The sequence below is a fragment of the Xylophilus sp. Leaf220 genome (genome assembly GCF_001421705.1).
In the GTDB taxonomy this organism is placed as follows: domain Bacteria; phylum Pseudomonadota; class Gammaproteobacteria; order Burkholderiales; family Burkholderiaceae_C; genus Xylophilus.
On the sequence record NZ_LMKO01000010.1, the window covers coordinates 22,485 to 43,827 of the forward strand.

At 69.9% G+C, this 21,343-nt stretch carries 21 protein-coding genes; 13 read left to right on the top strand and 8 right to left on the bottom strand.

All coding sequences use genetic code 11. From position 1 onward, the window contains the following. Positions 1–77: 77 nt before the first annotated feature. Complete coding sequence (locus ASE76_RS08525) at positions 78–1,217, bottom strand: aromatic ring-hydroxylating dioxygenase subunit alpha (RefSeq protein ID WP_055837720.1); 1,140 nt, start codon at positions 1,215–1,217, stop codon at positions 78–80. 242 nt (positions 1,218–1,459) lie between these two features. Between ASE76_RS08525 and xseB the strand changes: the two genes are divergently transcribed. From xseB to ASE76_RS08550, 5 genes are all read left to right on the top strand, one after another. Continuing rightward, positions 1,460–1,702, top strand: a complete 243-nt coding sequence (gene xseB / locus ASE76_RS08530) for an exodeoxyribonuclease VII small subunit (protein ID WP_055837722.1) — start codon at positions 1,460–1,462, stop codon at positions 1,700–1,702. After that, positions 1,699–2,685 carry a polyprenyl synthetase family protein gene (locus tag ASE76_RS08535; protein WP_055837725.1) on the top strand — a complete coding sequence of 329 codons (987 nt, stop codon included), beginning with the start codon at positions 1,699–1,701 and terminating at the stop codon, positions 2,683–2,685. Before xseB ends, ASE76_RS08535 begins: the two co-directional genes overlap by 4 nt. Before the next feature lie 90 nt (positions 2,686–2,775). After that, entirely contained in the window at positions 2,776–4,674 is a 1,899-nt protein-coding gene (dxs, locus tag ASE76_RS08540) for a 1-deoxy-D-xylulose-5-phosphate synthase (RefSeq protein WP_055837728.1), read from the top strand. A gap of 177 nt (positions 4,675–4,851) precedes the next feature. Next, on the top strand, positions 4,852–5,931 hold the full coding sequence (locus tag ASE76_RS08545; protein WP_055837731.1) for a TRAP transporter substrate-binding protein: 1,080 nt from the start codon (positions 4,852–4,854) through the stop codon (positions 5,929–5,931). A 274-nt stretch (positions 5,932–6,205) separates the two neighbouring features. Continuing rightward, entirely contained in the window at positions 6,206–7,348 is a 1,143-nt protein-coding gene (locus ASE76_RS08550) for a virulence RhuM family protein (protein ID WP_236698388.1), read from the top strand. 31 nt (positions 7,349–7,379) lie between these two features. On the opposite strand, the gene ASE76_RS08555 is transcribed toward ASE76_RS08550, so the two are convergent. After that, positions 7,380–8,381, bottom strand: a complete 1,002-nt coding sequence (locus ASE76_RS08555) for an aldo/keto reductase (protein WP_201781850.1) — start codon at positions 8,379–8,381, stop codon at positions 7,380–7,382. A 280-nt stretch (positions 8,382–8,661) separates the two neighbouring features. On the opposite strand from ASE76_RS08555, the gene ASE76_RS08560 reads away from it, so the two are divergent. The 6 genes from ASE76_RS08560 (at position 8,662) to ASE76_RS08585 (ending at position 14,315) form a co-directional block, all read left to right on the top strand. Further along, positions 8,662–9,603 (top strand): AraC family transcriptional regulator, encoded by a 942-nt coding sequence (locus ASE76_RS08560; protein WP_055837741.1) that lies wholly within the window; start codon positions 8,662–8,664, stop codon positions 9,601–9,603. 137 nt (positions 9,604–9,740) lie between these two features. Further along, entirely contained in the window at positions 9,741–10,337 is a 597-nt protein-coding gene (locus tag ASE76_RS08565; RefSeq protein WP_055837745.1) for a carboxymuconolactone decarboxylase family protein, read from the top strand. Continuing rightward, positions 10,306–11,430, top strand: a complete 1,125-nt coding sequence (locus tag ASE76_RS08570) for an acyl-CoA dehydrogenase family protein (RefSeq protein ID WP_201781849.1) — start codon at positions 10,306–10,308, stop codon at positions 11,428–11,430. Before ASE76_RS08565 ends, ASE76_RS08570 begins: the two co-directional genes overlap by 32 nt. A gap of 11 nt (positions 11,431–11,441) precedes the next feature. Further along, on the top strand, positions 11,442–12,263 hold the full coding sequence (locus ASE76_RS08575; protein WP_055837806.1) for an ABC transporter ATP-binding protein: 822 nt from the start codon (positions 11,442–11,444) through the stop codon (positions 12,261–12,263). A gap of 46 nt (positions 12,264–12,309) precedes the next feature. Further along, positions 12,310–13,572: an ABC transporter substrate-binding protein gene (locus ASE76_RS08580; RefSeq protein ID WP_055837808.1), complete on the top strand. Its 1,263-nt coding sequence runs from the start codon at positions 12,310–12,312 to the stop codon at positions 13,570–13,572. Then, complete coding sequence (locus ASE76_RS08585; protein WP_055837747.1) at positions 13,572–14,315, top strand: ABC transporter permease; 744 nt, start codon at positions 13,572–13,574, stop codon at positions 14,313–14,315. Before ASE76_RS08580 ends, ASE76_RS08585 begins: the two co-directional genes overlap by 1 nt. A 15-nt stretch (positions 14,316–14,330) precedes the next feature. On the opposite strand, the gene ASE76_RS08590 is transcribed toward ASE76_RS08585, so the two are convergent. The 5 genes from ASE76_RS08590 to ASE76_RS08610 form a co-directional block, all read right to left on the bottom strand. Then, positions 14,331–14,849: a hypothetical protein gene (locus tag ASE76_RS08590; protein WP_055837750.1), complete on the bottom strand. Its 519-nt coding sequence runs from the start codon at positions 14,847–14,849 to the stop codon at positions 14,331–14,333. Further along, positions 14,849–16,348: a TRAP transporter large permease subunit gene (locus ASE76_RS08595; protein WP_055837753.1), complete on the bottom strand. Its 1,500-nt coding sequence runs from the start codon at positions 16,346–16,348 to the stop codon at positions 14,849–14,851. The genes ASE76_RS08590 and ASE76_RS08595 overlap by 1 nt, the downstream gene beginning before the upstream one ends. 133 nt (positions 16,349–16,481) lie before the next feature. Then, entirely contained in the window at positions 16,482–17,021 is a 540-nt protein-coding gene (locus ASE76_RS08600) for a TRAP transporter small permease subunit (protein WP_055837756.1), read from the bottom strand. Positions 17,022–17,238: 217 nt separating this feature from the next. Further along, on the bottom strand, positions 17,239–18,318 hold the full coding sequence (locus tag ASE76_RS08605) for a TRAP transporter substrate-binding protein (RefSeq protein ID WP_055837760.1): 1,080 nt from the start codon (positions 18,316–18,318) through the stop codon (positions 17,239–17,241). A gap of 57 nt (positions 18,319–18,375) precedes the next feature. Beyond that, the gene (locus tag ASE76_RS08610) at positions 18,376–19,149 is read right to left on the bottom strand and encodes an aldolase (RefSeq protein WP_055837762.1); all 774 of its coding nucleotides are present in this window, start codon (positions 19,147–19,149) and stop codon (positions 18,376–18,378) included. 120 nt (positions 19,150–19,269) lie between these two features. On the opposite strand from ASE76_RS08610, the gene ASE76_RS08615 reads away from it, so the two are divergent. Further along, complete coding sequence (locus ASE76_RS08615; RefSeq protein ID WP_055837765.1) at positions 19,270–19,899, top strand: XRE family transcriptional regulator; 630 nt, start codon at positions 19,270–19,272, stop codon at positions 19,897–19,899. Between the two features lie 16 nt (positions 19,900–19,915). Here the strand turns inward: ASE76_RS08615 and ASE76_RS21465 are convergent, their stop codons facing one another. Next, entirely contained in the window at positions 19,916–20,674 is a 759-nt protein-coding gene (locus ASE76_RS21465; RefSeq protein ID WP_369793394.1) for a 2'-5' RNA ligase family protein, read from the bottom strand. Here ASE76_RS21465 and ASE76_RS08625 point away from each other — a divergent pair. Continuing rightward, positions 20,628–21,308, top strand: coding sequence for a response regulator transcription factor (locus ASE76_RS08625; RefSeq protein ID WP_055837773.1), 681 nt, complete (start codon positions 20,628–20,630; stop codon positions 21,306–21,308). The two genes, ASE76_RS21465 and ASE76_RS08625, sit on opposite strands and share 47 nt — an antisense overlap. Positions 21,309–21,343 lie beyond the last annotated feature (35 nt).

The window sequence follows — 21,343 nt, forward strand, 5'->3', positions numbered from 1 at the left end:
CCGGGTCCGGTTTCATGCGGGAAAAAGGGCTGTAGCCGGCGTGTGATGCCGGCATGGTGCTATGCATTCGATAGCGATCAGCGCACCGCCGGGTCGTCGCCCATCGCGCCGCGGTACCACTCGTGGAAGTGCTGCATGCCGTCTTCCATCGGGCTCTGGTAGGGGCCGCGCTCGTCGTCGCCGCGCTGGAGCAGGGCGCGCCGTCCGGCGTCCATCCGCTCGGCGATCTCGTCGTCCTCCACGCAGGTCTCCATGTAGGCGGCCTGCTGGGCCTCGACGAATTCGCGCTCGAAGGCGGCGATCTCCTCGGGGTAGTAGAACTCGACCATGTTCATCGTCCTGGTCGGGCTGATCGGGTGCAGCGTCGAGACGGTGAGCACGTGCGGATACCACTCCACCATGATGTGCGGGTGGTAGGTGAGCCAGATGGCGCCGTACTTGGGCGGGCGGCCGTCGCGGTAGCGCAGCAGCTGGTCCTGCCAGCGCTGGTAGGCCGGGCTGCCGGCCTTGCCCAGGCGGTTGGCCACGCCGACGGTCTGCACCGAATACTCCTGGCCGAACTCCCAGCGCAGGTCGTCGCAGGTGACGAACTGGCCCAGCCCGGGGTGGAACGGGCCGACGTGGTAGTCCTCCAGGTAGACCTCGATGAAGGTCTTCCAGTTGTAGTGGCACTCGTGCATCTCGACCCGGTCGAGCACGTGGCCGGAGAAGTCGAGGTCGGCGCGCGGGCCCATCGCGGCCAGGTCGGCGGCCACGTCGCGGCTGCCGGCCTCGAAGAGCAGGCCGTTCCACTCCTGCAGCGGGTAGTTGCGCAGGTTCAGGCAGGGGTCTTCGGCGAAATGCGGCGCGCCCAGCAGCTGGCCGCGGCTGTCGTAGGTCCAGCGGTGCAGCGGGCAGACGATGTTGCCGCCGGCGTGCCCCGGCGCATGGCCGTCGAGCGAGCCGCGGCCCTTGAGCATCACCGCCTGCCGGTGGCGGCAGACGTTCGACACCAGCTGCACCGCGCCGTCGGCGCCGCGCACCAGGGCGCGACCTTCGCTTTCCAGCGGCAGTGCGTAGTAGTCGCCCTTTTCGGGCACGGCCAGCGTATGCCCCACGTAGCGGGGCCCGTTCTGGAAGAGCCGGACGCGTTCGCGTTGGAACAGCGCCTCGTCGAAGTAGCTGGAAACTGGTAGTTGGCTCGTGGCCTGCTGCAGTCGAAGACTTAAATCAGACATGGGTGACCTGACCTAAAGACTCCCCACAGGGAGAAACAGGAGTGCGCGGGGGCACAGTAGAAAAAGCGAAGCCGGCATGAAGCCGGCCCGGGGAAGCCCGATTGTACCCGCGACCCCTTCCGCCGACCGGTGTGCCGACGCGCAGAAGGGACATGGCGGTTGCCTTTGGTGGCGCCTGGGTTGGCATGCCCCCCTAGAATCGACCGTTTCCCCCAGACGGTTTTGCGCCGCATTTCCCCACGATGCCCAAGGCACCCGCCACCCCCACCGCCGCCGCACTGCCCGCCACCTACGAGGAAGCGGTGCAGGAACTGGAGCAGCTCGTCTCCCGGCTCGACGCCGGCCAGTTGCCGCTCGACCAGTTGCTGGTCGGCTACCAGCGCGGCGCCGCGCTGTTGACCTTCTGCCGTGCCCAGCTGCAGGCGGTCGAGGCGCAGATCAAGGTGCTGGACGACGGCGGCATCAAGCCCTGGACGCCGACATGACGTTTCCCGCACCCGCGGCCGCCGAGGCGGCGGCACCCGCACCGGCCTTCGCCCTGAAGGAATGGAGCCACCACCATCTGGCCCGCGTCGAGCAGGCCCTCTCCGACTGGGTCGCGCAGGACGCGCCGGCCTCGCTGGGCGCGGCGATGCGCTATGCGGTGCTCGACGGCGGCAAGCGGCTGCGTCCGCTGCTGGTGCTGGGCGCTCGCGCCGCGGTGGCGCCCTTCGACGGGCAGATGCAGGGCCACGGCCTGGATGCCGCGTCGCTCGCCGCCGCGCTGGACGAGGCCGCGCTGCGCGCCGCCTGCTCGGTCGAACTGATCCACGCCTACTCCCTGGTCCACGACGACATGCCCTGCATGGACGACGACGTGCTGCGCCGTGGCAAGCCGACGGTCCATGTGCGCTACGGCGAGGCCGGCGCGCTGCTGGCGGGCGACGCGCTGCAGGCCCTGGCCTTCGAGCTGCTGGTGCCCGACACGGTGCCGGTGCCGCCCGCGGTGCAGGCCGCGCTCTGCCGCCGGCTGGCGGTGGCGGCCGGCCACACCGGCATGGCCGGCGGGCAGGCGATCGACCTGGCCAGCGTCGGCCTGCCCCTGACCGAGCCCGAGCTGCGCCACATGCACCGCCTGAAGACCGGCGCGCTGCTGGAGGCGAGCGTGCTGATGGGCGCCACCTGCGGTGCGGCGCCGGCACGCGCCCTGGCCGCGCTGCAGCGCTACGGTGCGGCGGTCGGGCTGGCCTTCCAGGTGGTCGACGACATCCTCGACGTGGTCGCCGATTCGGCCACCCTCGGCAAGACCGCCGGCAAGGACGCCGCGCAGGACAAGCCCACCTACGTCTCGCTGCTGGGCCTCGACCGCTCCCGCGCCTATGCGGCCGAGTTGCTCGGCGACGCGCTGCAGGCGCTGGCCGATTCCGACCTGGCCGACACCGCCGCCCTGCAGGCGCTGGCCCGCATGGTGATCGACCGCTCGTCCTAGGCCACGCCATGCCGATGCAGTGCCAAAACATGCTCCAGCCGGCGCGGAACGCCGGCGACCAGCTATCAAAGATATAGCAAGAAGATCCGTATGTCCCACGCCGATTCCAACGCCCACACGCCACCCGACGCCGCCGCGGGTGCCGCGCTGCTGCACCGCATCGACGATCCGGCGGCGCTGCGCGCCCTCTCGCGCGACGAGCTGAAGCAACTGGCCGGCGAACTGCGGGCCTACGTCATCGACAGCGTCTCGAAGACCGGCGGCCACCTCAGCTCCAACCTGGGCACGGTCGAGCTGACGATCGCGCTGCACGCGGTGTTCGACACCCCGCGCGACCGGCTGGTCTGGGACGTGGGCCACCAGACCTATCCGCACAAGATCCTCACCGGCCGGCGCGACCGCATGTCCACCCTGCGCCAGCAGGGCGGCCTGTCGGGCTTCCCGCAGCGGGCCGAGAGCGACTACGACACCTTCGGCACAGCCCACTCGTCGACCAGCATCTCGGCCGCCCTCGGCATGGCGATGGCCGCCAAGCAGAAGGGCGAGGACCGCCACGCGGTCGCGATCATCGGCGACGGCGCGATGAGCGCGGGCATGGCCTTCGAGGCGCTCAACAACGCCGGCGTGCTCGACGGCAAGCTGCTGGTGGTGCTCAACGACAACGACATGTCGATCAGCCCGCCGGTGGGCGCACTCAACCGCTACCTGGCGCAATTGATGAGCGGCCGCTTCTATGCGGCCGCCAAGAACGTGGGCAAGAGCGTGCTGAAGGCCGCGCCGCCGCTGTTCGAGCTGGCCCGGCGCTTCGAGCAGCATGCCAAGGGCATGGTGGTGCCGGCCACGCTGTTCGAGCAGTTCGGCTTCAACTATGTCGGCCCGATCGACGGGCACGACCTGGATTCGCTGATCCCCACGCTCGAGAACATCAAGCTGCTCGACGGCCCGCAGTTCCTGCACGTGGTCACCAAGAAGGGCCAGGGCTACAAGCTGGCCGAGGCCGATCCGGTGGCCTACCACGGGCCGGGCAAGTTCGACCCGTCGGTGGGCCTGGTCAAGCCGGCCACCGCGCCCAAGACCACGTTCACCCAGGTCTTCGGCCAGTGGCTCTGCGACATGGCTGCGGCCGACGAGCGCCTGGTCGGCATCACCCCGGCGATGCGCGAAGGCTCGGGCATGGTCGAGTTCGAACGGCGGTTCCCGGGCCGCTACTACGACGTCGGCATCGCCGAGCAGCATGCGGTGACCTTCGCCGCCGGCATGGCCTGCGAAGGGCTGAAGCCGGTCGTGGCGATCTACTCGACCTTCCTGCAGCGCGGCTACGACCAGCTGGTGCACGACGTGGCGCTGCAGAACCTGCCGGTGGTGTTCGCGCTCGACCGCGCCGGGCTGGTCGGGGCCGACGGCGCCACCCACGCCGGCGCCTACGACATCGCCTTTCTGCGCTGCATCCCCAACATGGCGGTCGCCTGCCCGGCCGACGAACGCGAGTGCCGCCAGCTGCTCTCGACCGCCTTCGCGCAAAACCACCCGGTCGCCGTGCGCTATCCGCGCGGCGCGGGGGCCGGCACGGTGCCGCTGGCGTCGCTGGAAGCACTGCCCTATGCCGAGGCCGAGGTGCGCCGCCAGGGCCAGAGCGGCATCGCCATCCTCGCCTTCGGCACGCTGCTCTACGCGGCGCTGGAGGCGGCCGAGAAGCTCGACGCCACGGTGGTCAACATGCGCTGGGCCAAGCCGCTCGACACTGCGATGCTGCTGCGGGTGGCCGAGTCGCACCGGGCGCTGGTCACGGTGGAGGAGGGCTGCCTGATGGGCGGCGCCGGCAGCGCGGTGGCCGAGGCGCTGAACGCCGCCGGCATTGTGCGCCCGGTGCTGCAGCTGGGCCTGCCCGACCACTTCATCGAGCACGGCGACCCGGCGCGGCTGCTGGCGCTGGCGGGGCTGGACGCGACCGGCATCGCGGCCTCGATCGCCGCACGCTTCGGCGGCTGAGCGCCACCGCCGCGGCCCGCGCGGCAAGCTTGCAGTTTGCTGAATACCGGCACCGCCGCGCGGGAAAACCCGCTGCGCCGCCGCAAAAGACGATTCCTAGAATGGCCCCGACCCGGGGTGCGCTGCGCCGCTGCGCCACTGCCGGGATCGGTCTTTCCAAAAAATCGGAGTCAAGCCATGGATCGTCGTTCCATCATCAAGCATGCCGGGATTGCCGGTGTCCTCGCCGCCGGCGCCGCGCCGGCCGTGCATGCCCAGGCCGCGGTGCGCTGGCGCCTGGCATCGAGCTTCCCCAAGCCGCTCGACACGATCTACGGCGGCGCCGAGACCTTCGCCAAGAAGGTCGGCGAGATGACCGGCGGCAAGTTCCAGATCAGCGTGCACGCGGCCGGCGAGCTGATGCCCGCACTCGGCGTGATCGACGGCGTGCAGCAGGGCTCGATCGAGGCCTGCCACACCGCCGGCTACTACTTCTTCGGCAAGAACGAGGCCTTCGCCGTCGGCGCGGCCATACCGTTCGGCATGAACACCCGCCAGCTCAACGCCTGGATGTACGAGGGCAACGGCCTGAAGCTGACGCGCGAGTTCTACGCCAAGTACAACATGGTCAACTTCCCCTGCGGCAACACCGGCGCGCAGATGGGCGGCTGGTTCCGCAAGGAGATCAAGACCGTCGAAGACTTCAAGGGCCTGAAGTTCCGCATCGGCGGCTTCGCCGGCCGCGTCATCGAGCGGCTGGGCGCCGTGCCGCAGAACATCCCCGGCGGCGAAATCTACCAATCGCTGGAGAAGGGCACGATCGACGCCGCCGAATGGATCGGACCGTACGACGACCAGAAGCTCGGCTTCAACAAGGTCGCGCCGTACTACTACTACCCCGGCTGGTGGGAAGGCACCCTGCAGCTCGACCTGCAGGTCAACCAGAAGGCCTACGACGCCCTCACGCCCGAGTACAAGGCCATCGTGCAGGCCGCGGCCTCGCACGCCCACGTCGACATGCAGGCCAAGTACGACGCCCGCAACCCGACCGCGCTGAAGCAGCTGGTCGGCGCCAAGACCAAGGTCCTGGCCTTCCCGAAGCCGGTGCTCGATGCATCGTTCAAGGCCGCGATGGAGGTATACGCCGAGCTGGACGCGAAGAATGCCGACTGGAAGACGTTGTACGCCGACTACCGCGCGTTCCAGAAGGACCAGCTGCTGTGGTCGCGCTTCGCCGAGGCGCGCTTCGACAGCTACATGCAGGGCGTCACCTTGTAAGTACACCCCCAGGCTACGCGCTTCGCGTCTACGCCTACCCCCTCGCCGGGGGCAACACCGGTGGCCCGGCTAAGCCGGTTCCACGGTGTTCTTGGTGAATGGATCGCCGCCGCTTTTGGGCGGCGTTTTCGTTTGCGTGGTGTTCGCGGTGTCTTTGCCCTCTTCGTGAGTAAGAATCCGGAGCCGCGCATCGCGGTCCATCGTATGCACGAGGGTTGCAACGATGCAGGCTGCCGCAAGATGCGAGCGGTCTTCGATCTGGAGGAGGCACTGGGTGACCGATGTACGCAAGACAGGGCAAGGTGTTGCCGATGATTTGGAGGCGGGTGGCGCAGGCGGTCCTTCCGACCTCGATGGTGGGGCTGGCGAGTTCGTTCTCTACACCAGCGATGACGGGATCACCCGCGTTGAGATGCGAGTGGAAAACGGGTCGTTGTGGCTGAGCCAAGCCGAGATCGCCACGCTGTTCCAGACCACTCCGCAAAACATCACCCAGCATGTCAAGGCCATCTATTTGGAGGGTGAAGCGGACCCCGGGGCAACCTGTAAGTCCGGCTTACAGGTTCGCCAGGAGGGCAGTCGCCAAGTAAGACGTACGGTGCGCCATTACAGCCTGGACGTCATCCTCGCAGTGGGCTACCGGGTCCGCTCGGCCCGCGGCACCCAGTTCCGCCAATGGGCTACGGCACATCTGAGCGAGTACCTGCTGAAAGGTTTCGTGGTCGACGACGAGCGGCTGAAGAATCCTCCCGTAGGCAAATCGTCGGTGCCCGACCGTTTCGGCGAACTGCTGGAGCGCATTCGCGATATCCGCGCCAGCGAACGACGCATGTACCTGCGGGTGCGCGAAATTTTCACCTTGGCCGCCGACTATTTGCCCACGTTGCCGGAAACCACGGCGTTCTTTCGCACTATTCAGAATAAGTTGCACTATGCCGTGTCCGGGCAGACCGCAGCCGAGATCATCCGTCGCCGTGCCGACCACACGCGGCCGCACATGGGCCTCACGAGCAGCCGAAAAGGTACGGTACAAAAGGCCGATGTCGGTGTGGCGAAGAACTACCTGGACGAGCGTGAAGTCACCGAACTCAATCGCATCGTCACCATGTGGCTGGACTTCGCCGAAGACCAGGCCATGCGCCGCAAGGAAGTCTTTCTGAAGGATTGGAGCGAGAAGCTGGATGCATTCCTGAGCTTTAACGACAGGCAAGTGTTGGCAGGCGCCGGGACCGTTTCGCACGAACAGGCGGTCGTCCATGCGCAGGCCGAGTACGCGCGATTCGCCGCGCAGCGGCGTGCCGCACTTGAAAACGACGGGGCAGCGACCGCCGCATGGCTTGGCGGTGTAGCGCCCAACGACGAAAAAGCGGTGGGCGAACTGACGGGAGTGTCGAAGCAAATCGCCAAGAAGTCCTAGGCGGCGAATTGCCATCTGCAGGAACGAGCCGTCAGCGCACTGCGTCGCCGTGGCGGTACTCGTGGGTGATCGCGTCGAGCTTCGCCTTCAGGTCTGCGGGGATGGTGTAGCTTGCAGCGGCCAGCGTGGCGTCCAGTTGGTCGGGGCGGCTGGCGCCGAGGAGGGGAGCGGTGATCTGGGGGTGGGCCATGACCCAGGCGACGGCCAGGGTGGTGAGGGGCACGCCAGCCTCGTCGGCCAGGGCGCCGAGCTGCTCGACGGTTCCGAAGGCGCGCTCGTTCCAGTAGCGCTCCTGGTAGCGGTCGGCGGCATTGCCCAGGGTGAAGCGGGTGCCGGGCGTGGGCGCGGCGCCGGCGCGGTGCTTGCCGGTCAGCAGGCCGCCGGCAAGGGGGTTGTAGGGGATCACGCCCAGGCCTTCCTCGGCGGCGAGCGGCAGCAGCTCGCGCTCGATCTCGCGGAACAGCAGGCTGTAGCGCGGCTGCACCGAGACGAAGCGGGTGAGCCGCAGCACGTCGGCCCGCCCCAGCGCGCGGGCCAGCCGGTAGGCCAGGTAGTTGGACACGCCCACATAGCGCGCGCGGCCAGATTTGACGATGGTGTCGAGCGCCTCCACCGTCTCGTCGAGCGGGGTGTTCGGGTCGTCCGAGTGCAGCTGGTACAGGTCGACGTAGTCGGTCTGCAGCCGCGCCAGCGACGCGTCGATCGCCTGCAGCAGATGGCGGCGCGAGGCGCCCTGGTTGCGGGCGTGCGGGCCCATGATGCCCACCGCCTTGGTGGCCAGCACCACGCTCTCGCGCCGGCCGGGTGCGGCGCGCAGCCAGCGGCCGACGATCTCTTCGGTGCGGCCGGCGTTCTGCCAGCCGCCGCCCAGCGGATACACGTCGGCGGTATCGAGGAAATCGATGCCGCCCTCGGTGGCCTTGTCGAGGATCTGGAAGGCCACCGGCTCCTCGGTCTGCAGGCCGAAGGTCATGGTGCCGAGCGCCAGGCGCGAGACGACGAGGCCGGTGCGGCCGAGGCGGGTGGTGGGCAGGGTCACGGGTGTACTCCAGGCGAAGATCGGACGGACGAGAGCTGCAGCATACGGACATCCGCGCAGGGATGCCGAGCGACCGAAGATGCGTGCGTATTCCGGGGCGCGGTCGCGGGTCGGCGGCGGCGCTGTTTCCGGTCACTCTAGCGCGCGCCGCATGGCCGTGCCCGCATAAGCTCAGGCGCAAAACTTCGTTGGCGGCGTGGCCGTGCGGTACCAGACTCGCGCGCCTATGACTGCGAACTCCGGCCTTTCGATCCGTGCCCTGGCGAATCCCGCGATGCCGCCGCCCGACCTCGATCTCGACCGGGTGGTCGATTGGCTGCTCGACGGCCTGGCCTGGGAAGCGAGCGTGTTCCACGTCGGCCAGTACTGCGGTCGCTGGCGCGCCTCCACCGCTGGCCGGGCCCGCGCCAGCTTCCACCTGGTGCTGGCCGGCCGCTGCTGGCTGCACCTGCCCGGCCGTCCGCCGGTGGCCCTGGGCCCGCGCGACGGCGTGTTCCTGATGCGCGACGTGCCGCACTTCCTCTCGCCCTACGAAGACGCCGCGATCGCCTGCGGCCCCTTGCCGATGCAGCCGCTGGGCACATCGGTCGACGTCGGTGCGACCGGGCTCGCCTGCGGCTTCTTCGCGTTCGGCGGGCCGATGCGCGAACTGGTGGCCGACGCGTTTCCGGCGGCGCTGGTGTTGCGCGCCGACGAGGCGCCGATGGCTTCGGCCGGCGCACTGTTCGACCTGATGCGCGACGAGGCGCGGCGGGTGGGCAGCATGCCCTCGTCGGTGATGGACCGGCTCACCGGCCTGCTGTTCTTCTATGGCCTGCGCGAGGTAGCGCGCGGCGACGCACAGGTGCGCGGCCTTTGGTCGCTGCTGCGGCGGCCCGGCTTCGCGCCGTTGGTGGCCGACCTGCTGCAGTCGCCCGGCAGGCCGTGGTCGGTGGACGACATGGCGCAGCGGGTGCACCTGTCGCGGGCCGCGTTCTTCCGGCAGTTCGCCGCGGCCTGCGGCCAGCCGCCGCTGCAGTTCCTGCTGCTGCTGCGGATGCAGATCGCGGCCCGCAGGCTGGCGCAGGGCGAGCCGATCGCGCAGGCGGCCGAGGCGGTGGGCTATGCCTCCTACGCCGCGTTCTCGCGGGCCTTCAAACGGGTGATGGGCGCCCAGCCCGGGGCCTGGCAGCGTCGCCACACCCGCGCGCCGGCGCTGGCCGCCGCCGCCGTGTGAACGCCCGTGCCGGCGGCGATGGCTTTGGTGCGCACCCGATACGAACGGCCATAAATGCAAGACGCCCAGGCATTGCCCCGTCGCCGCCGTGGCACGACGATGCAGCCATCCCCCCTCCGGCCCTCGCCGTTCCGACCATGACCCGCCTCGCACTCCACACCGCCGCCACCGCGCCCGAAGCCAGCCGCCCCGCCGTCGAGCGGGCCGCCACCGCCAATGGTTTCCTGCCCAACCTGGTCGGCATCCTGGCGAATGCGCCGGTGGCGCTGGAGGCCTACCAGACGGTGTCGCAGATCAACGGCCGCACCGCGCTTTCGCTGGCCGAGCGCGAGGTGGTGCAGATCACCGCGGCCCGGGTGCACGGCTGCGATTTCTGCGTGGCGGGGCACAGCAAGGTCGCGCTGCGGCAGGCGGGCCTCGACGCCGCCGCGGTCCGTGCGCTGCAGGCCGGCAGCGACACCGGGCAGGCGCGGCTCGACGCGGTGCGCGTCTTCGCCGAAGCGGTGATCGTCACCCGCGGCCAGGTGACCGACGCGGCGCTGCAGGCCTTCCGCGCGGCCGGCTTGGGCGACCAGGAGGCGCTGGAGGTGGTGCTGGGCATCAGCCTGGCCACGCTCTGCAACTTCGCCAACAGTCTCGCGCAGAGCCCGGTCAACCCTGAGCTGCACCCCTGGCTGCCAGGCGGAGCGGCCCTGGCCGCCGATGCGAGCGCCGGGGCGGCCCGTGCTGGCTGAGGAACTGCGTACGTGGCTGGCCGGCCACGCCGAATCGCTCGATGCCGAGGCCACCCATGCGCACGAGGTGGTGCCGCGCCTGGCGCAGGCCGGCCTGTTCGGCCTGGGCGTGCCGCAGGCGGCGGGCGGGCAGGGCGGCAGCACCGCAGATGCGGTAGAGGCGATCGCCGCGGTGGCGGGGCAGTCGCTGGCGGCCGCCTTCGTCTTCTGGGGGCAGCGCTCCTTCATCGAATATTTGCTGCAGTCGCCCAACGCGGTGCTGCGGGAGCGCGCGTTGCCGGCCTTGCTGCGCGGCGAGATCGCGGGTGCATCGGGCCTGTCCAACGCGATGAAGTACCTGGGCGGCATCGCCGAACTGCAGGTGCATGCGACCGATGCGGTTGGCGGCCGGGGCTGGCTGCTGCAGGGCCGGGTGCCGTGGTGCACCAACCTGCGCGGCGGCGCGCCGGGCGACTTCCTGGCGGCGGTCGCCGTGCAGCGCCCCGGCGGTGGCCCGCCCTTCGTCGCGGCGCTGCCGGCGGGCCGGGCCGGCCTGCAGCGCAGCCCCGACCTCGACCTGATCGCGCTGCGGGGCAGCAACACTGCGGCGCTCGATATCGACACTTTGCCGCTCGGCGCGTCCGACCTGCTGCATCCCGACGCGAACGCCTGGCTGCCCCAGGTACGGCCCGCTTTCCTGGCGCTGCAGTGCGGCCTGTCGATCGGGCTGGCGCGTGCAGCGCTGTCCACCGCCGCCGAGGCGGCTGGTTCCGCACGCGGCGTGCTGGCCGCGCCGGTGGAGCGGCACGGCCGCACACTCGGCCAGACGGTGGAGGCACTGAATGCGGGATTGCAGAACGGCAGCTTCGTCACACAGCCGGCGGCCCTGTTCCGGCTGCGGCTCGCGCTGGCCGATCTGGCGCAGCAGGCGGTGCATCTCGAACTGCTGGCCGGCGGCGGAAAGGCATACCACCGGGACCAGCCGCTGAGCTTCGCGCGCCGCTGGCGCGAGGCCGCGTTCATCCCGATCGTCACGCCCAGCGTGACCCAACTGCAGGGCGCGCTGCAGGCGCACTACGCCGCCGGTGCCGCGCAGGCCGCAACGGCTTCCTGATGGCGCCACCGATGCTGGAGAAACCGCAGACCGCACAGACGCCGCCGCTGCTTCAGGCCGAGGGGCTCTCCTTCGGCTACGGCGACGGCGACGCGCCGCCGCTCTTCGACGGCGTGTCGCTGTCGGTCGCGCCGCGCGAAACCGTGTGCCTGCTGGGCGGCAGCGGCTGCGGCAAATCGACCCTGCTGCGGGTGCTGGCACGTCTGGCGGTGCAGCGGGCCGGCACGGTGCGCTTCGAAGGGCAGCCGCTGCAGTCGCCGCATCCGCGCGCGGCGCTGGTGTTCCAGCAGCCCGGACTGCTGCCGTGGCTGAACGTGGCGCGCAACGTCGCCTTCGGGCTCGCGTTCAAGCACCAGCCCCGGCTCGGCACCGACGCGCTGCGCCGCCGGGCCGACGATGCGCTGGCCGCCGTCGGCCTGGCCGGCCAGGGCGCGCTGTACCCGGCCCAGCTCTCGGGCGGCATGGCCCAGCGGGTGGCGCTGGCGCGCGCGCTGGCGCGGGAGCCTGCGCTGCTGCTGGCCGACGAGCCGTTCTCGGCGCTCGACGCGATCACCCGTGCCGGCATGCAGCGCCTGCTCGTGGAGGTGACGCAGCGCCGCCATGCCGCCACGCTGCTGGTCACCCACGATGTCGACGAGGCGCTGCTGGTGGCCGACCGCATCCTGCTGATGGGCGGCCGGCCCGGCGGGGTGCTGCGCGAATGGGCCGTGGCCGCGCCGCGGCCGCGCGAGCGGCACATGGCTGACCTGACCGCGCTGCGCCTCGACATCCTCGGGGCGCTGCAAGCGTCGCATGCGCCGCATGCGCCGCACGCCCCGGCCGCACCGGCCTGATACCGCCACGCGCATCCTTTTTCTCCTACCGCCCGAAAGCACCGGCATGACCGCACCGACGTCCCTACTCGAAAGCCATTCCGCGCCCCAGCGGCACCATGTCTGCGCCTCGTCCGACTGCGGCTGCGGCCTGACGCGGCGCGACATGCTGCGCCTCTCGGCCCTGGCCGGCGCCGGCGTGGCCGCGCCGCTGCTCTCAGCCGGCGATGCCCGTGCCCAAACGTTCAAGGGCGACGACCAGCCGGTGAAGATCGGCTACCTGCCCATCACCGACGCCACGCCGCTGCTGGTGGCCCATGGCCGGGGCCTGTTCGAGAAAGAGGGCTTGAAGACGGAACCGCCCCGCCTCTTTCGCAGCTGGGCCCAAGTGGTCGAGGCCTTCGTCGCCGGGCAGGTCAACGTGATCCACCTGCTGACGCCCGCCACGCTGTGGGTGCGCTACGGCGCCAAATTCCCGGCCAAGACGGTGGCCTGGAACCACATCAACGGATCGGCGTTCACGGTGCTTCCCGAAATCGGCGGCCTGGCCGACCTGGGCGGCCGCACGGTGGCGGTGCCGTTCTGGTACTCGGTCCACAACATCCTGCTGCAGCGGCTGCTGCGCGACGCCGGACTGTCTGCCGTCACCCGTGCGCGCGGCGCGCCGGTGGGGCCGAAAGAGGTCAACCTGGTCGTGCTGGCGCCGGCCGAGATGGTGTCGGCGCTGGCGGCGAAAAGCATCGCCGGCTTCATCGTCGCCGAGCCCTTCAATGCCGCGGCCGAGATCGCGGGCGTGGGCAAGGTGCTGCGTTTCTCGGGCGACGTCTGGCGCGACCATGCCTGCTGCGTCACCTTCCTGGCCGAGCGCGACCTGGCCGAGAAGCCCGAGTGGGCGCAGCGCGTGACCACCGCCCTGGTGCGCGCCCAGCTCTGGACACGCGACAACCGGCTGCAGACCGCGCAACTGCTCTCCAACGCCGGCGAGCGTCGCTATACGCCGCATCCACCGCAGACGCTCGCCAAGGTTCTGGCCGCGACCGACTATGCCGACTACGAAGCCCGCGGCATCGTGCGGCACAAGGGTTGGCAGCAACGGCGGATCGACTTCCAACCCTACCCGTACCCCTCGTACACCCAGGAGCTGGTGCGGGCCATCCAGCAGACGAAGGTCGAAGGCGCCGCCGACTTTCTGGAGAAGCTCGATCCGGCCTTCGTCGCGCGCGACCTGGTCGACGACCGCTTCGTGCGCAAGGCGATCGAGGCGGTGGGCGGCCCGCAGGTCTTCGGCGTGCCGGCCGACTACACGCGTCGCGAGACGCTTGCCGGCTGATGCGGCGGGCGCTTCTGCCGATCGCCGGGCTGCTGGCCGCGGTGGCGTTCTGGTCGGCCGGCACCGCGCTGCTGGCGCAACGCACGCCGATCGCCGCGGCCTTCGCGCCCGGGGTGTCGGCGGCGGCACTGCTGCAGTTGCTGGCGGGCAGCGACATCTGGCTGCACATCGGCCTGAGCCTGCAGCGGGTGGCCGCGGGCCTGGGCATCGCCTTCGCGGTGGGCGTGCCGGTGGGGGTCGCGGTGGGCGTGTCGCGCAGCGTGGCGCAGGCGACGGGGCCGCTGTTCCAGTTCCTGCGCATGGTGTCGCCGCTGTCGTGGATGCCGGTGGCGGTGATGGTGCTGGGCGTGGGCGATGCACCGGTGGTGTTCCTGCTGGCGTTCGCCGCGGTGTGGCCGATCGTGCTCAATACCGCCGCCGGCGTGGCCCAGCTCGATCCGCAGTGGCTGGCCTTGGCGCGCAGCCTTTCGGCCACGCGGTGGGAGACGGTCCGGCAGGTGGTGCTGCCGGGCATCACCGCGCACATCCTGACCGGCGTGCGGCTGGCGATCGGCATCGTCTGGATCGTGCTGGTGCCGGCCGAGATGCTGGGCGTGCAGGCCGGGCTGGGCTATTTCGTGCTGGACACCCGCGACCGGCTGGCCTATTCGGAGCTGATGGCCGCCATCGTGCTGATCGGTGCGCTGGGTTTCATGCTCGACCAGGCGGCCCGCGGTGCGCACCGGTGGTGGACGCACCGCTGACCGGGCCCCCCGGCGCTAGACCTGCGCGCCGCCCCGGCGGAACGCCTGCAGTTCGTCCCGCAACCGCGCGAACTCGGCCAGCATCGCGGGCGAGGCCGCATAGAACACGGTGAACTTGCCGGTGAGCGTGCGGGCGTAGAGCCGCGGCGCGATCAGCCAGTCGAGGCCCGGTACCCGGATCAGCTTGCAGAAGGCCAGCTCCCGCAGCGGCATCGCCTTGTCCCAGATCCAGCGCTGGTGCAGGCCCTCTGCGCTCAATCGGGTGCGGCTGGTCAGCAGGTGCCACAGGGTCCACAGCATCATCGCCAGGCCCGCGCCGACCCACACCAGGCCGCTGCCGGGCTGCAGCGCGCCATTGATCCACAGCCGCGCCACCCACAAGCAGCAGCCGCCGACGATCGTGCCCGCCAGCAGCCGGAAGGCGGGCGAGAACGCCGGCGATTCCAGGGTGCCGCCCGCAGGCGCGAAGCGGAACGGCGGCGGCCCGAAATGCGCGCCCAGCGGCGCCAGCGGATCGGTCACGTGCACCGCCATCACTTGTTGCCCTGCTTGAACATCTCCTCGACGCGCTTCTGCTCGTCGTCGGCCGACTCGGCCGCCGCGGGCGGCTGCACGTCTTCGGCCGGCATCTCGATCTTGACCTTGTCGAGGTCGATCACCTCGTCCTTGTCGAGGAACATCGTCACCGTCTGCGGCACGAAGATCACGATCGTCACCAGCAGCAACTGCATCACCACCCAGGGGATCGAGCCCAGGTAGATGTCGCTCGACTTGATCGGCTCGGCGATGCGCTTCTCCTTGAACAGCGTGTCGGCGATGCCGCGCAGGTAGAACAGCGCGAAGCCGAAGGGGGGGTGCATGAAGCTGGTCTGCATGTTCACGCACAGCAGCACGCCGAACCACACCAGGTCGATGCCCAGCTTGTTGGCCACCGGCCCCAGCATCGGCAGGATGATGAAGGCGATCTCGAAGAAGTCGAGGAAGAACGCCAGGAAGAAGATGAAGATGTTGACGACTATCAGGAAGCCGGTCTGGCCGCCCGGCAGGCCGCTCAACAGGTGCTCCACCCACAGCGCGCCGTCGACGCCCTGGAACACCATCGAGAACACACGCGCGCCGATCAGGATGAAGACCACCATCGCGGTGAGCCGCATCGTGCCGACCATCGCCTCCCAGATCAGCGGCCGGGTGAGGCGCTTGTGCATCGCGGCCAGGATCAGCGCGCCCACCACCCCCATCGCGCCGGCCTCGGTCGGCGTGGCGATGGCGACGTTGATGCCGGGCAGGCCGCCCATCGAACCCAGCACCGCGAAGATCAGCGCCGCGGCCGGCAGGATGCCGCGCAGGCACTTGCGCCACAGCGCCCAGCCGTGCAGGGTGCGCGCCGTCTTCGGCACGCCCGGCACGTGGTGCGGCTTGAACACGCCCAGCATGAAGGTGTAGCCCGCGAAGATCAGCACCTGCAGGATCGACGGGCCCCAGGCGCCCTTGTACATGTCGCCCACCGAGCGGCCGAGCTGGTCGGCCATCACGATCAGCACCAGCGACGGCGGCACCAGCTGGGTGATGGTGCCGGAAGCCGCCAGCACGCCGGTGGCGTAGCGCATGTTGTAGCCATAGCGGATCATCACCGGCAGGCTGATCAGCGCCATCGCGATCACCTGGCCCGCCACCGTGCCGGTGATCGCGCCGAGGATGAAGCCCACGATGATCACCGAGTAGCCGAGCCCGCCGCGCACCGGGCCGAAGAGTTGGCCCATCGAGTCGAGCATGTCCTCGGCCAGGCCGCACTTCTCGAGAATGGCGCCCATGAAGGTGAAGAACGGGATCGCCAGCAGCAGCTCGTTGCTCAGGATGCCGAACATGTTGAGCGGCAGGTTGGCCATGAAGCTGGCCGGGAACCAGCCCATCTCGATCGCGAAGAAGCCCGAGGCCAGGCCCAGCGCCGCCAGCGAGAACGCCACCGGAAAGCCGATCAGCATGATCAGCACCAGCCCCCCGAACATCATCGGGGCAAAATTTTCCATTTGCATGGCACTACTCAGTTAGGGAATGGTTTTGGGCTTGCCCGAGGACGCAGTGGATCCGGCTTTGCCGGTCCGCCAGCGTCGCCCCCGGAAGGGGGTTGGCGAAGACACGAAGTGCGGAGCCTGGGGGAGAGCGAATTCACTGGACGGGTTTTTCGTAATGCGTGTCCATCTGGTGCACGCCCATCAGGTAGGCCACCCGCTTGATGATCTCGGACAGGCCCTGCAGCACCATCAGCCCGAAGCCCAGCGGCAGCAGCAGCATCGCGGGCCAGCGGATCAGGCCGCCGGCGTTGCCCGACATCTCGTGCGTCTCGTACATCCGGATGAAGAGCGGCCAGCTGAACCAGGCGAGCATGGCCATCACCGGGATCAGGAAGAGGGCCAGGCCGAGGATGTCGACGTACACCTTGCCGTGGCCCTTGAGCTTGCCGTAGAGGATGTCGACCCGCACATGCTCGTTGAGCTGCAGCACCACCGGCGCGCCCAGCATCACCACCGCGGCGAACAGGTACCACTGGATCTCCAGCCAGCCATTGGAGCTGACGTCGAAGCCGTAGCGGATGAAGGCGTTGCCCGCCGAGATCAGCGCCGCGGCGAGCACCGCCCAGGCGGCCAGCTTGCCGAGCCGGGTGCTGATCCAGTCGACCAGGAAAGCGAATTTGAGGAGGACGGACACGTCGATGCCTTTCTTCGGGAAAGCCGCGAAACGGGAGCACGCCCGCGCGCCGCGGGGCGTCCCTGCGGCAGGGCTGGCGGATCGTACTGCCGGGCCCGCGCGCCGCGCTGAAATTAAGCTGACGCGGATCGGCGGGGTTTTCCCTATGGAAAAGCGCGGCGCGGGCGTGTTTCCCGGCAGGCGGATGGAGATGGGCGGGCGCGGCGGCGCCGCGGCGTCAGGTCTTGCGGCGGGTGCCCAGCATGTACTGCTCGGCGGCGCCGTCGTTGACCGAGCCCCACAGCAGCTGCTCGTCCAGGAAGCTGCGCCACTTCCCGTAGACGTTGGCGAACGTCTCGTTGGTCTTCGACTCTTCCTCCATCACCTCGCGGGTGGCCTTGTGCAGCGCGTCCATCACCGGCTTGGGCCAGTAGCTCAGCCGGGCGCCGGCGCCCACGATGCGCTTGAGGGCCGGAACGTTGTTGGCGTCGTACTTGGCCAGCATGTCGGCCCCGGCCTGGGCGCAGGCGGCCTCCAAGGCGGCACGGTAGGCTTCGGGCAACTCCGCCCAGGCCTTCTTGTTGACGATGAAGCACAGCGAGGCGCCCAGCTCCATCACGCCCGGGCCGTAGTAGTAGCGTGCCACCTTCGACAGCCCCAGCTTCTCGTCGTCGTAGGGCCCGACGAATTCGGCGGCGTCCAGCGTGCCTTTCTCGAGCGCCGGGTAGACATCCGCCGCCGGCAGTTGCTGCGGCGTGGCGCCGAGCTTCGTGTAGACCTTGCCCAGCAGGCCCGGCACCCGCATGCGCAGGCCTTCGAAGTCGCTGACCTGCTTGATCTCCTTGCGGAACCAGCCGCCCATCTGCGCGCCGGTGTTGCCGCACGGGATCTGCACCGCGTCGAACCGGTCGTAGACGCCGCGCATCAACTCCAGCCCGCCGCCGCGCGCCATCCACGCGCTGTGCTGGCGCGGCGTCATGCCGAAGGGCACGCCGGTGTCGAACGCCAGCGCAGGTTCCTTGCCCACGTAGTAGAAGCCGGCCGTGTGCCCGCATTCGACGCTGCGCCCCTGCACCGCGTCCAGGATCGCCAGCGGCGGCATCAGCTCGCCGGCCGCGAACGGGCTGATGACGAACTTTCCATCGGTCAGCTTGCGCACCGTGTCCGAGATCGCTTGCGCGCAGCCATAGACGGTGTCGAGCGACTTGGGAAAGCTCGACGGCATGCGCCAGCGCACGGCGGGGTTGCCCTGGGCCAGGGCGGGTGCCGAGACGGCGGCCAGTGCGGCGGTGGTGGAGAGCAGGGCGCGGCGGTGCATGGCGGTCTTTCGTGGGAGGAGGTACGAATCGGCTCGGGGTCGGCGAGCTGCGCGCGGTCAGCCGGCCAGACAGGCCGGATCGGCGCGCAGCGCGCGGCGTGCGAAGTACTGGAACGTCATGTCGGTGATCTGCGGCTTGAGCAGAAAGTCGCGCGATTCGCGTGCCAGGTGGCCCGGCACCGGGCGGATGGTGCCGGCGGCGGCGGCCCGCAGTTGCATGCCGGCTGCCTGCTCCATCCAGATGGCCAGGGTGGTCGCCTCGGCCACCGTCCTGCCCGCCGTCAGCAGCCCGTGGTGGGCCAGCAGCAGCGCGTTGCGGTCGCCGAGCGCCTGCGAAATGATGCGGCCCTCGTCGTTGGTGATCGGCAGGCCGGGCCATTCCTCCAGGTGCCCGCAGTTCTCGTAGAAAGGCGTCGCATCCATGCAGGCGATGGCGAGCGGCTGGCCGGTCATGGCCAGTGCCGACACCGACGCCGGATGCGTATGCACGATGCAGTTCACCGCCGGGTGGTGGCGGTACACCCACAGGTGGAACCGGGTGGCCGGGTTGGGCAGCGAGACGCCGTCGAGCGGCTGCAGGTCGTCGTCGACCAGGATGAAGCTGCCGGGTACGGCCTCGTCCGCGCCGATGCCGAACTTCAGTGTGAGGTAGGTGCCCGGCGCCTCGCCGCGGGCGGTGATCTGGCCGGCCAGGCCGTTGGCCCAGTGGCCTTCCTCGGCCAGCATCCGGCAGGCCAGCGCGAGCTGCTCGCTCGGGCTGTACGACACCGGCGAGGCCTTCTCCTGCAGGTCGCGAAAAACCGAATCCTTGATGTCCTGGTCGCTGCGCATGGATGTCCTTTTTGGATAGGAAGTAAGGGCAGGCCGGCCATGGCCGCGAGCAGCCCGCAGGCCTCAGTCAACGTGTTGACCTATTCTGGTCAACACGTTGACTTATGTCAACATCGCAACATGCCGTCTCCCAAGTCTTCCGCGGTGCATGCCGCCGTCCCGCTGGCGCCCTTGCCGGCAGATGCCGGCGCCACCGCCGGCGCATTCGCGAGCTTCGGTCCCCGCATGAAGGCGCTGCGCCGGCTCAAGCAGATGACGGTGGAGGAGCTTGGCGACGCCATCGGCGTGAACAAGGCCCACATCTCGCGGCTGGAGCGCGGGTTGAAGACACCCTCGATCTCGGTCATGGCCAAGCTCGCCACCGCGCTGGGCACCAGCATCGGCCACCTGGTCGGCGAGACGCTGGACAAGGCCGACATCAAGGTCACCCGCCAGAGCGACCTGGCGCCGCGCTACCGGGCCGACGAACCGGCGCAGCACCAGTTCGCACCGCTGCTGCACGGCCATTCGGTCGGTTCGTTCGAGGCCTTCGTGATCTATCCCGGTGCCGACGGCGCGGCGGTCCATGCGCAGCACGAAGGCCAGGAAATGCTCTACGTGCTGTCCGGCACCATCGACGTGAGTTTTTCCGACCGCACCGAGCGGCTGACGGTGGGCGACTGCATCCATTTCCCCGGCTACCTGACCCACGCGTTGTCGCGGGTGGGGCGTGCGCAGGCACGGGCGTTGCTGGTGCTATCGACCCGCTGACCGGCGAGACCGCGTTTCAGCCGCCTGCGGGGCCGCCGGCCGCACCGGCGAACGCGAACGTGGCCGCATGCCGCCACGGCCCGCCCTCGTAGTACCAGACCTGCAGGCCGGTGGCGCCCACCGCATGCGGCACGAAATCCTGTTCGAGCGCGGCCTGCAGCGCGCGCGCCGTGGTGGGCGCGACCTTGTTCTGCACGGTGACGTGCAGCCGGCCGTGCCACTGGCGGTCCTGCCGCCCGAGCAGTGCGTCCCAGCGTCCGGCCAGCGTGCGGCGCACGTCGGTGGCGGTGGGCGACGACAGCAGATAGGCCACGCCCGCTCCCAGGAACAGCAACCGGTCCACCTGCAACGCAAAAGCCCCGGTGCGCGCCGCCAGGTCCGCCGCATCGGCCAGGACCGTGTCGAGCGACGCCACCGGCAGCGCATGGACAGCGTGACGTGGGCCTCCAGCCAGTTGCGCGCGGGCGGGAAATGGGCGCGCCGCAGGGCGGTGAAGCGTTCGGCGGCCGCGGGGTCCATCTGCAGGGTGACGATCAGGGCGCTGGCAGGCATGTGGATACGAGGAAGGTAGTGCGGGCCGACCGGCACGATACCCGCCTTCCCACGACGCTGGCGTGCCCGCGTCGTTCGCACCATGGGGCATGCCCTGGGGCGCGGCCCGGGAGGCGGGTGCTATCTTTGCAGTGTCGGCTCCGCGGCCCTCCTGCCTTTCACACATCCATCCATCCATGAGACTGCTCCTGGTCGAAGACGACGTCATGCTCGCCAGCGGCATCAAGCTGGGCCTGTGCGGCGCCGGCTATGCGGTCGACTGGGTCGGCAGCGGCGAGCGGGCCGAGGAGGTGATGCGCACCGAACGCTTCGACGCGGCCGTCATCGACATCGGCCTGCCCGGCATGGACGGGCTGGAGCTGACGCACCGGCTGCGGCGCGACGCGCACACCCTGCCGGTGCTGATCCTGACGGCGCGCGACGCGCTGCAGGACCGGGTGCAGGGCCTCGACCTGGGCGCCGACGACTACATGGTCAAGCCCTTCGAGCTGCCGGAGCTGCTGGCCCGGCTGCGCGCATTGCTTCGCCGTTCCCAGGCGGCCAGTTCGGCGGTGCTGAGCTTCGGCCCGCTGGAGCTGGACACGGCGCAGCGCCGCGGCAGCATCGACGGCCAGCCGCTCGACCTGGGTCCGCGCGAATGGACGGTGCTGGAGTACCTGCTGCTGCACGCCCCCAAGCCCGCCAGCAAGGAAAAGCTGCTGCAGGCCCTGACCGGATGGGACAAGGAGATCACCGCCAACGCGGTCGAGGTCTATGTCTCGCGGCTGCGCGGCAAGCTGGAGCCGCACGGCGTGGCGCTGCGGGCGATCCGCGGCTTCGGCTACCGGCTGGAGCTGACCGGGCGCGCCCTTGCCTGAGGCCGGGACCGCCGCGGCCCCGCCGGCAGCGCCCG

What these genes read in the sequence shown, in the direction of transcription:
- ASE76_RS08525 (WP_055837720.1), bottom strand. Translation starts at nt 1,217, where the DNA reads ATGTCTGATTTAAGTCTTCGACTGCAGCAGGCCACGAGCCAACTACCA.
- xseB (WP_055837722.1), top strand. Translation starts at nt 1,460, where the DNA reads ATGCCCAAGGCACCCGCCACCCCCACCGCCGCCGCACTGCCCGCCACC.
- ASE76_RS08535 (WP_055837725.1), top strand. Translation starts at nt 1,699, where the DNA reads ATGACGTTTCCCGCACCCGCGGCCGCCGAGGCGGCGGCACCCGCACCG.
- dxs (WP_055837728.1), top strand. Translation starts at nt 2,776, where the DNA reads ATGTCCCACGCCGATTCCAACGCCCACACGCCACCCGACGCCGCCGCG.
- ASE76_RS08545 (WP_055837731.1), top strand. Translation starts at nt 4,852, where the DNA reads ATGGATCGTCGTTCCATCATCAAGCATGCCGGGATTGCCGGTGTCCTC.
- ASE76_RS08560 (WP_055837741.1), top strand. Translation starts at nt 8,662, where the DNA reads ATGCCGCCGCCCGACCTCGATCTCGACCGGGTGGTCGATTGGCTGCTC.
- ASE76_RS08565 (WP_055837745.1), top strand. Translation starts at nt 9,741, where the DNA reads ATGACCCGCCTCGCACTCCACACCGCCGCCACCGCGCCCGAAGCCAGC.
- ASE76_RS08570 (WP_201781849.1), top strand. Translation starts at nt 10,306, where the DNA reads ATGCGAGCGCCGGGGCGGCCCGTGCTGGCTGAGGAACTGCGTACGTGG.
- ASE76_RS08575 (WP_055837806.1), top strand. Translation starts at nt 11,442, where the DNA reads ATGCTGGAGAAACCGCAGACCGCACAGACGCCGCCGCTGCTTCAGGCC.
- ASE76_RS08580 (WP_055837808.1), top strand. Translation starts at nt 12,310, where the DNA reads ATGACCGCACCGACGTCCCTACTCGAAAGCCATTCCGCGCCCCAGCGG.
- ASE76_RS08585 (WP_055837747.1), top strand. Translation starts at nt 13,572, where the DNA reads ATGCGGCGGGCGCTTCTGCCGATCGCCGGGCTGCTGGCCGCGGTGGCG.
- ASE76_RS08590 (WP_055837750.1), bottom strand. Translation starts at nt 14,849, where the DNA reads ATGGCGGTGCACGTGACCGATCCGCTGGCGCCGCTGGGCGCGCATTTC.
- ASE76_RS08595 (WP_055837753.1), bottom strand. Translation starts at nt 16,348, where the DNA reads ATGCAAATGGAAAATTTTGCCCCGATGATGTTCGGGGGGCTGGTGCTG.
- ASE76_RS08605 (WP_055837760.1), bottom strand. Translation starts at nt 18,318, where the DNA reads ATGCACCGCCGCGCCCTGCTCTCCACCACCGCCGCACTGGCCGCCGTC.
- ASE76_RS08610 (WP_055837762.1), bottom strand. Translation starts at nt 19,149, where the DNA reads ATGCGCAGCGACCAGGACATCAAGGATTCGGTTTTTCGCGACCTGCAG.
- ASE76_RS08615 (WP_055837765.1), top strand. Translation starts at nt 19,270, where the DNA reads ATGCCGTCTCCCAAGTCTTCCGCGGTGCATGCCGCCGTCCCGCTGGCG.
- ASE76_RS08625 (WP_055837773.1), top strand. Translation starts at nt 20,628, where the DNA reads ATGAGACTGCTCCTGGTCGAAGACGACGTCATGCTCGCCAGCGGCATC.
- ASE76_RS21465 (WP_369793394.1), bottom strand. Translation starts at nt 20,674, where the DNA reads ATGCCGCTGGCGAGCATGACGTCGTCTTCGACCAGGAGCAGTCTCATG.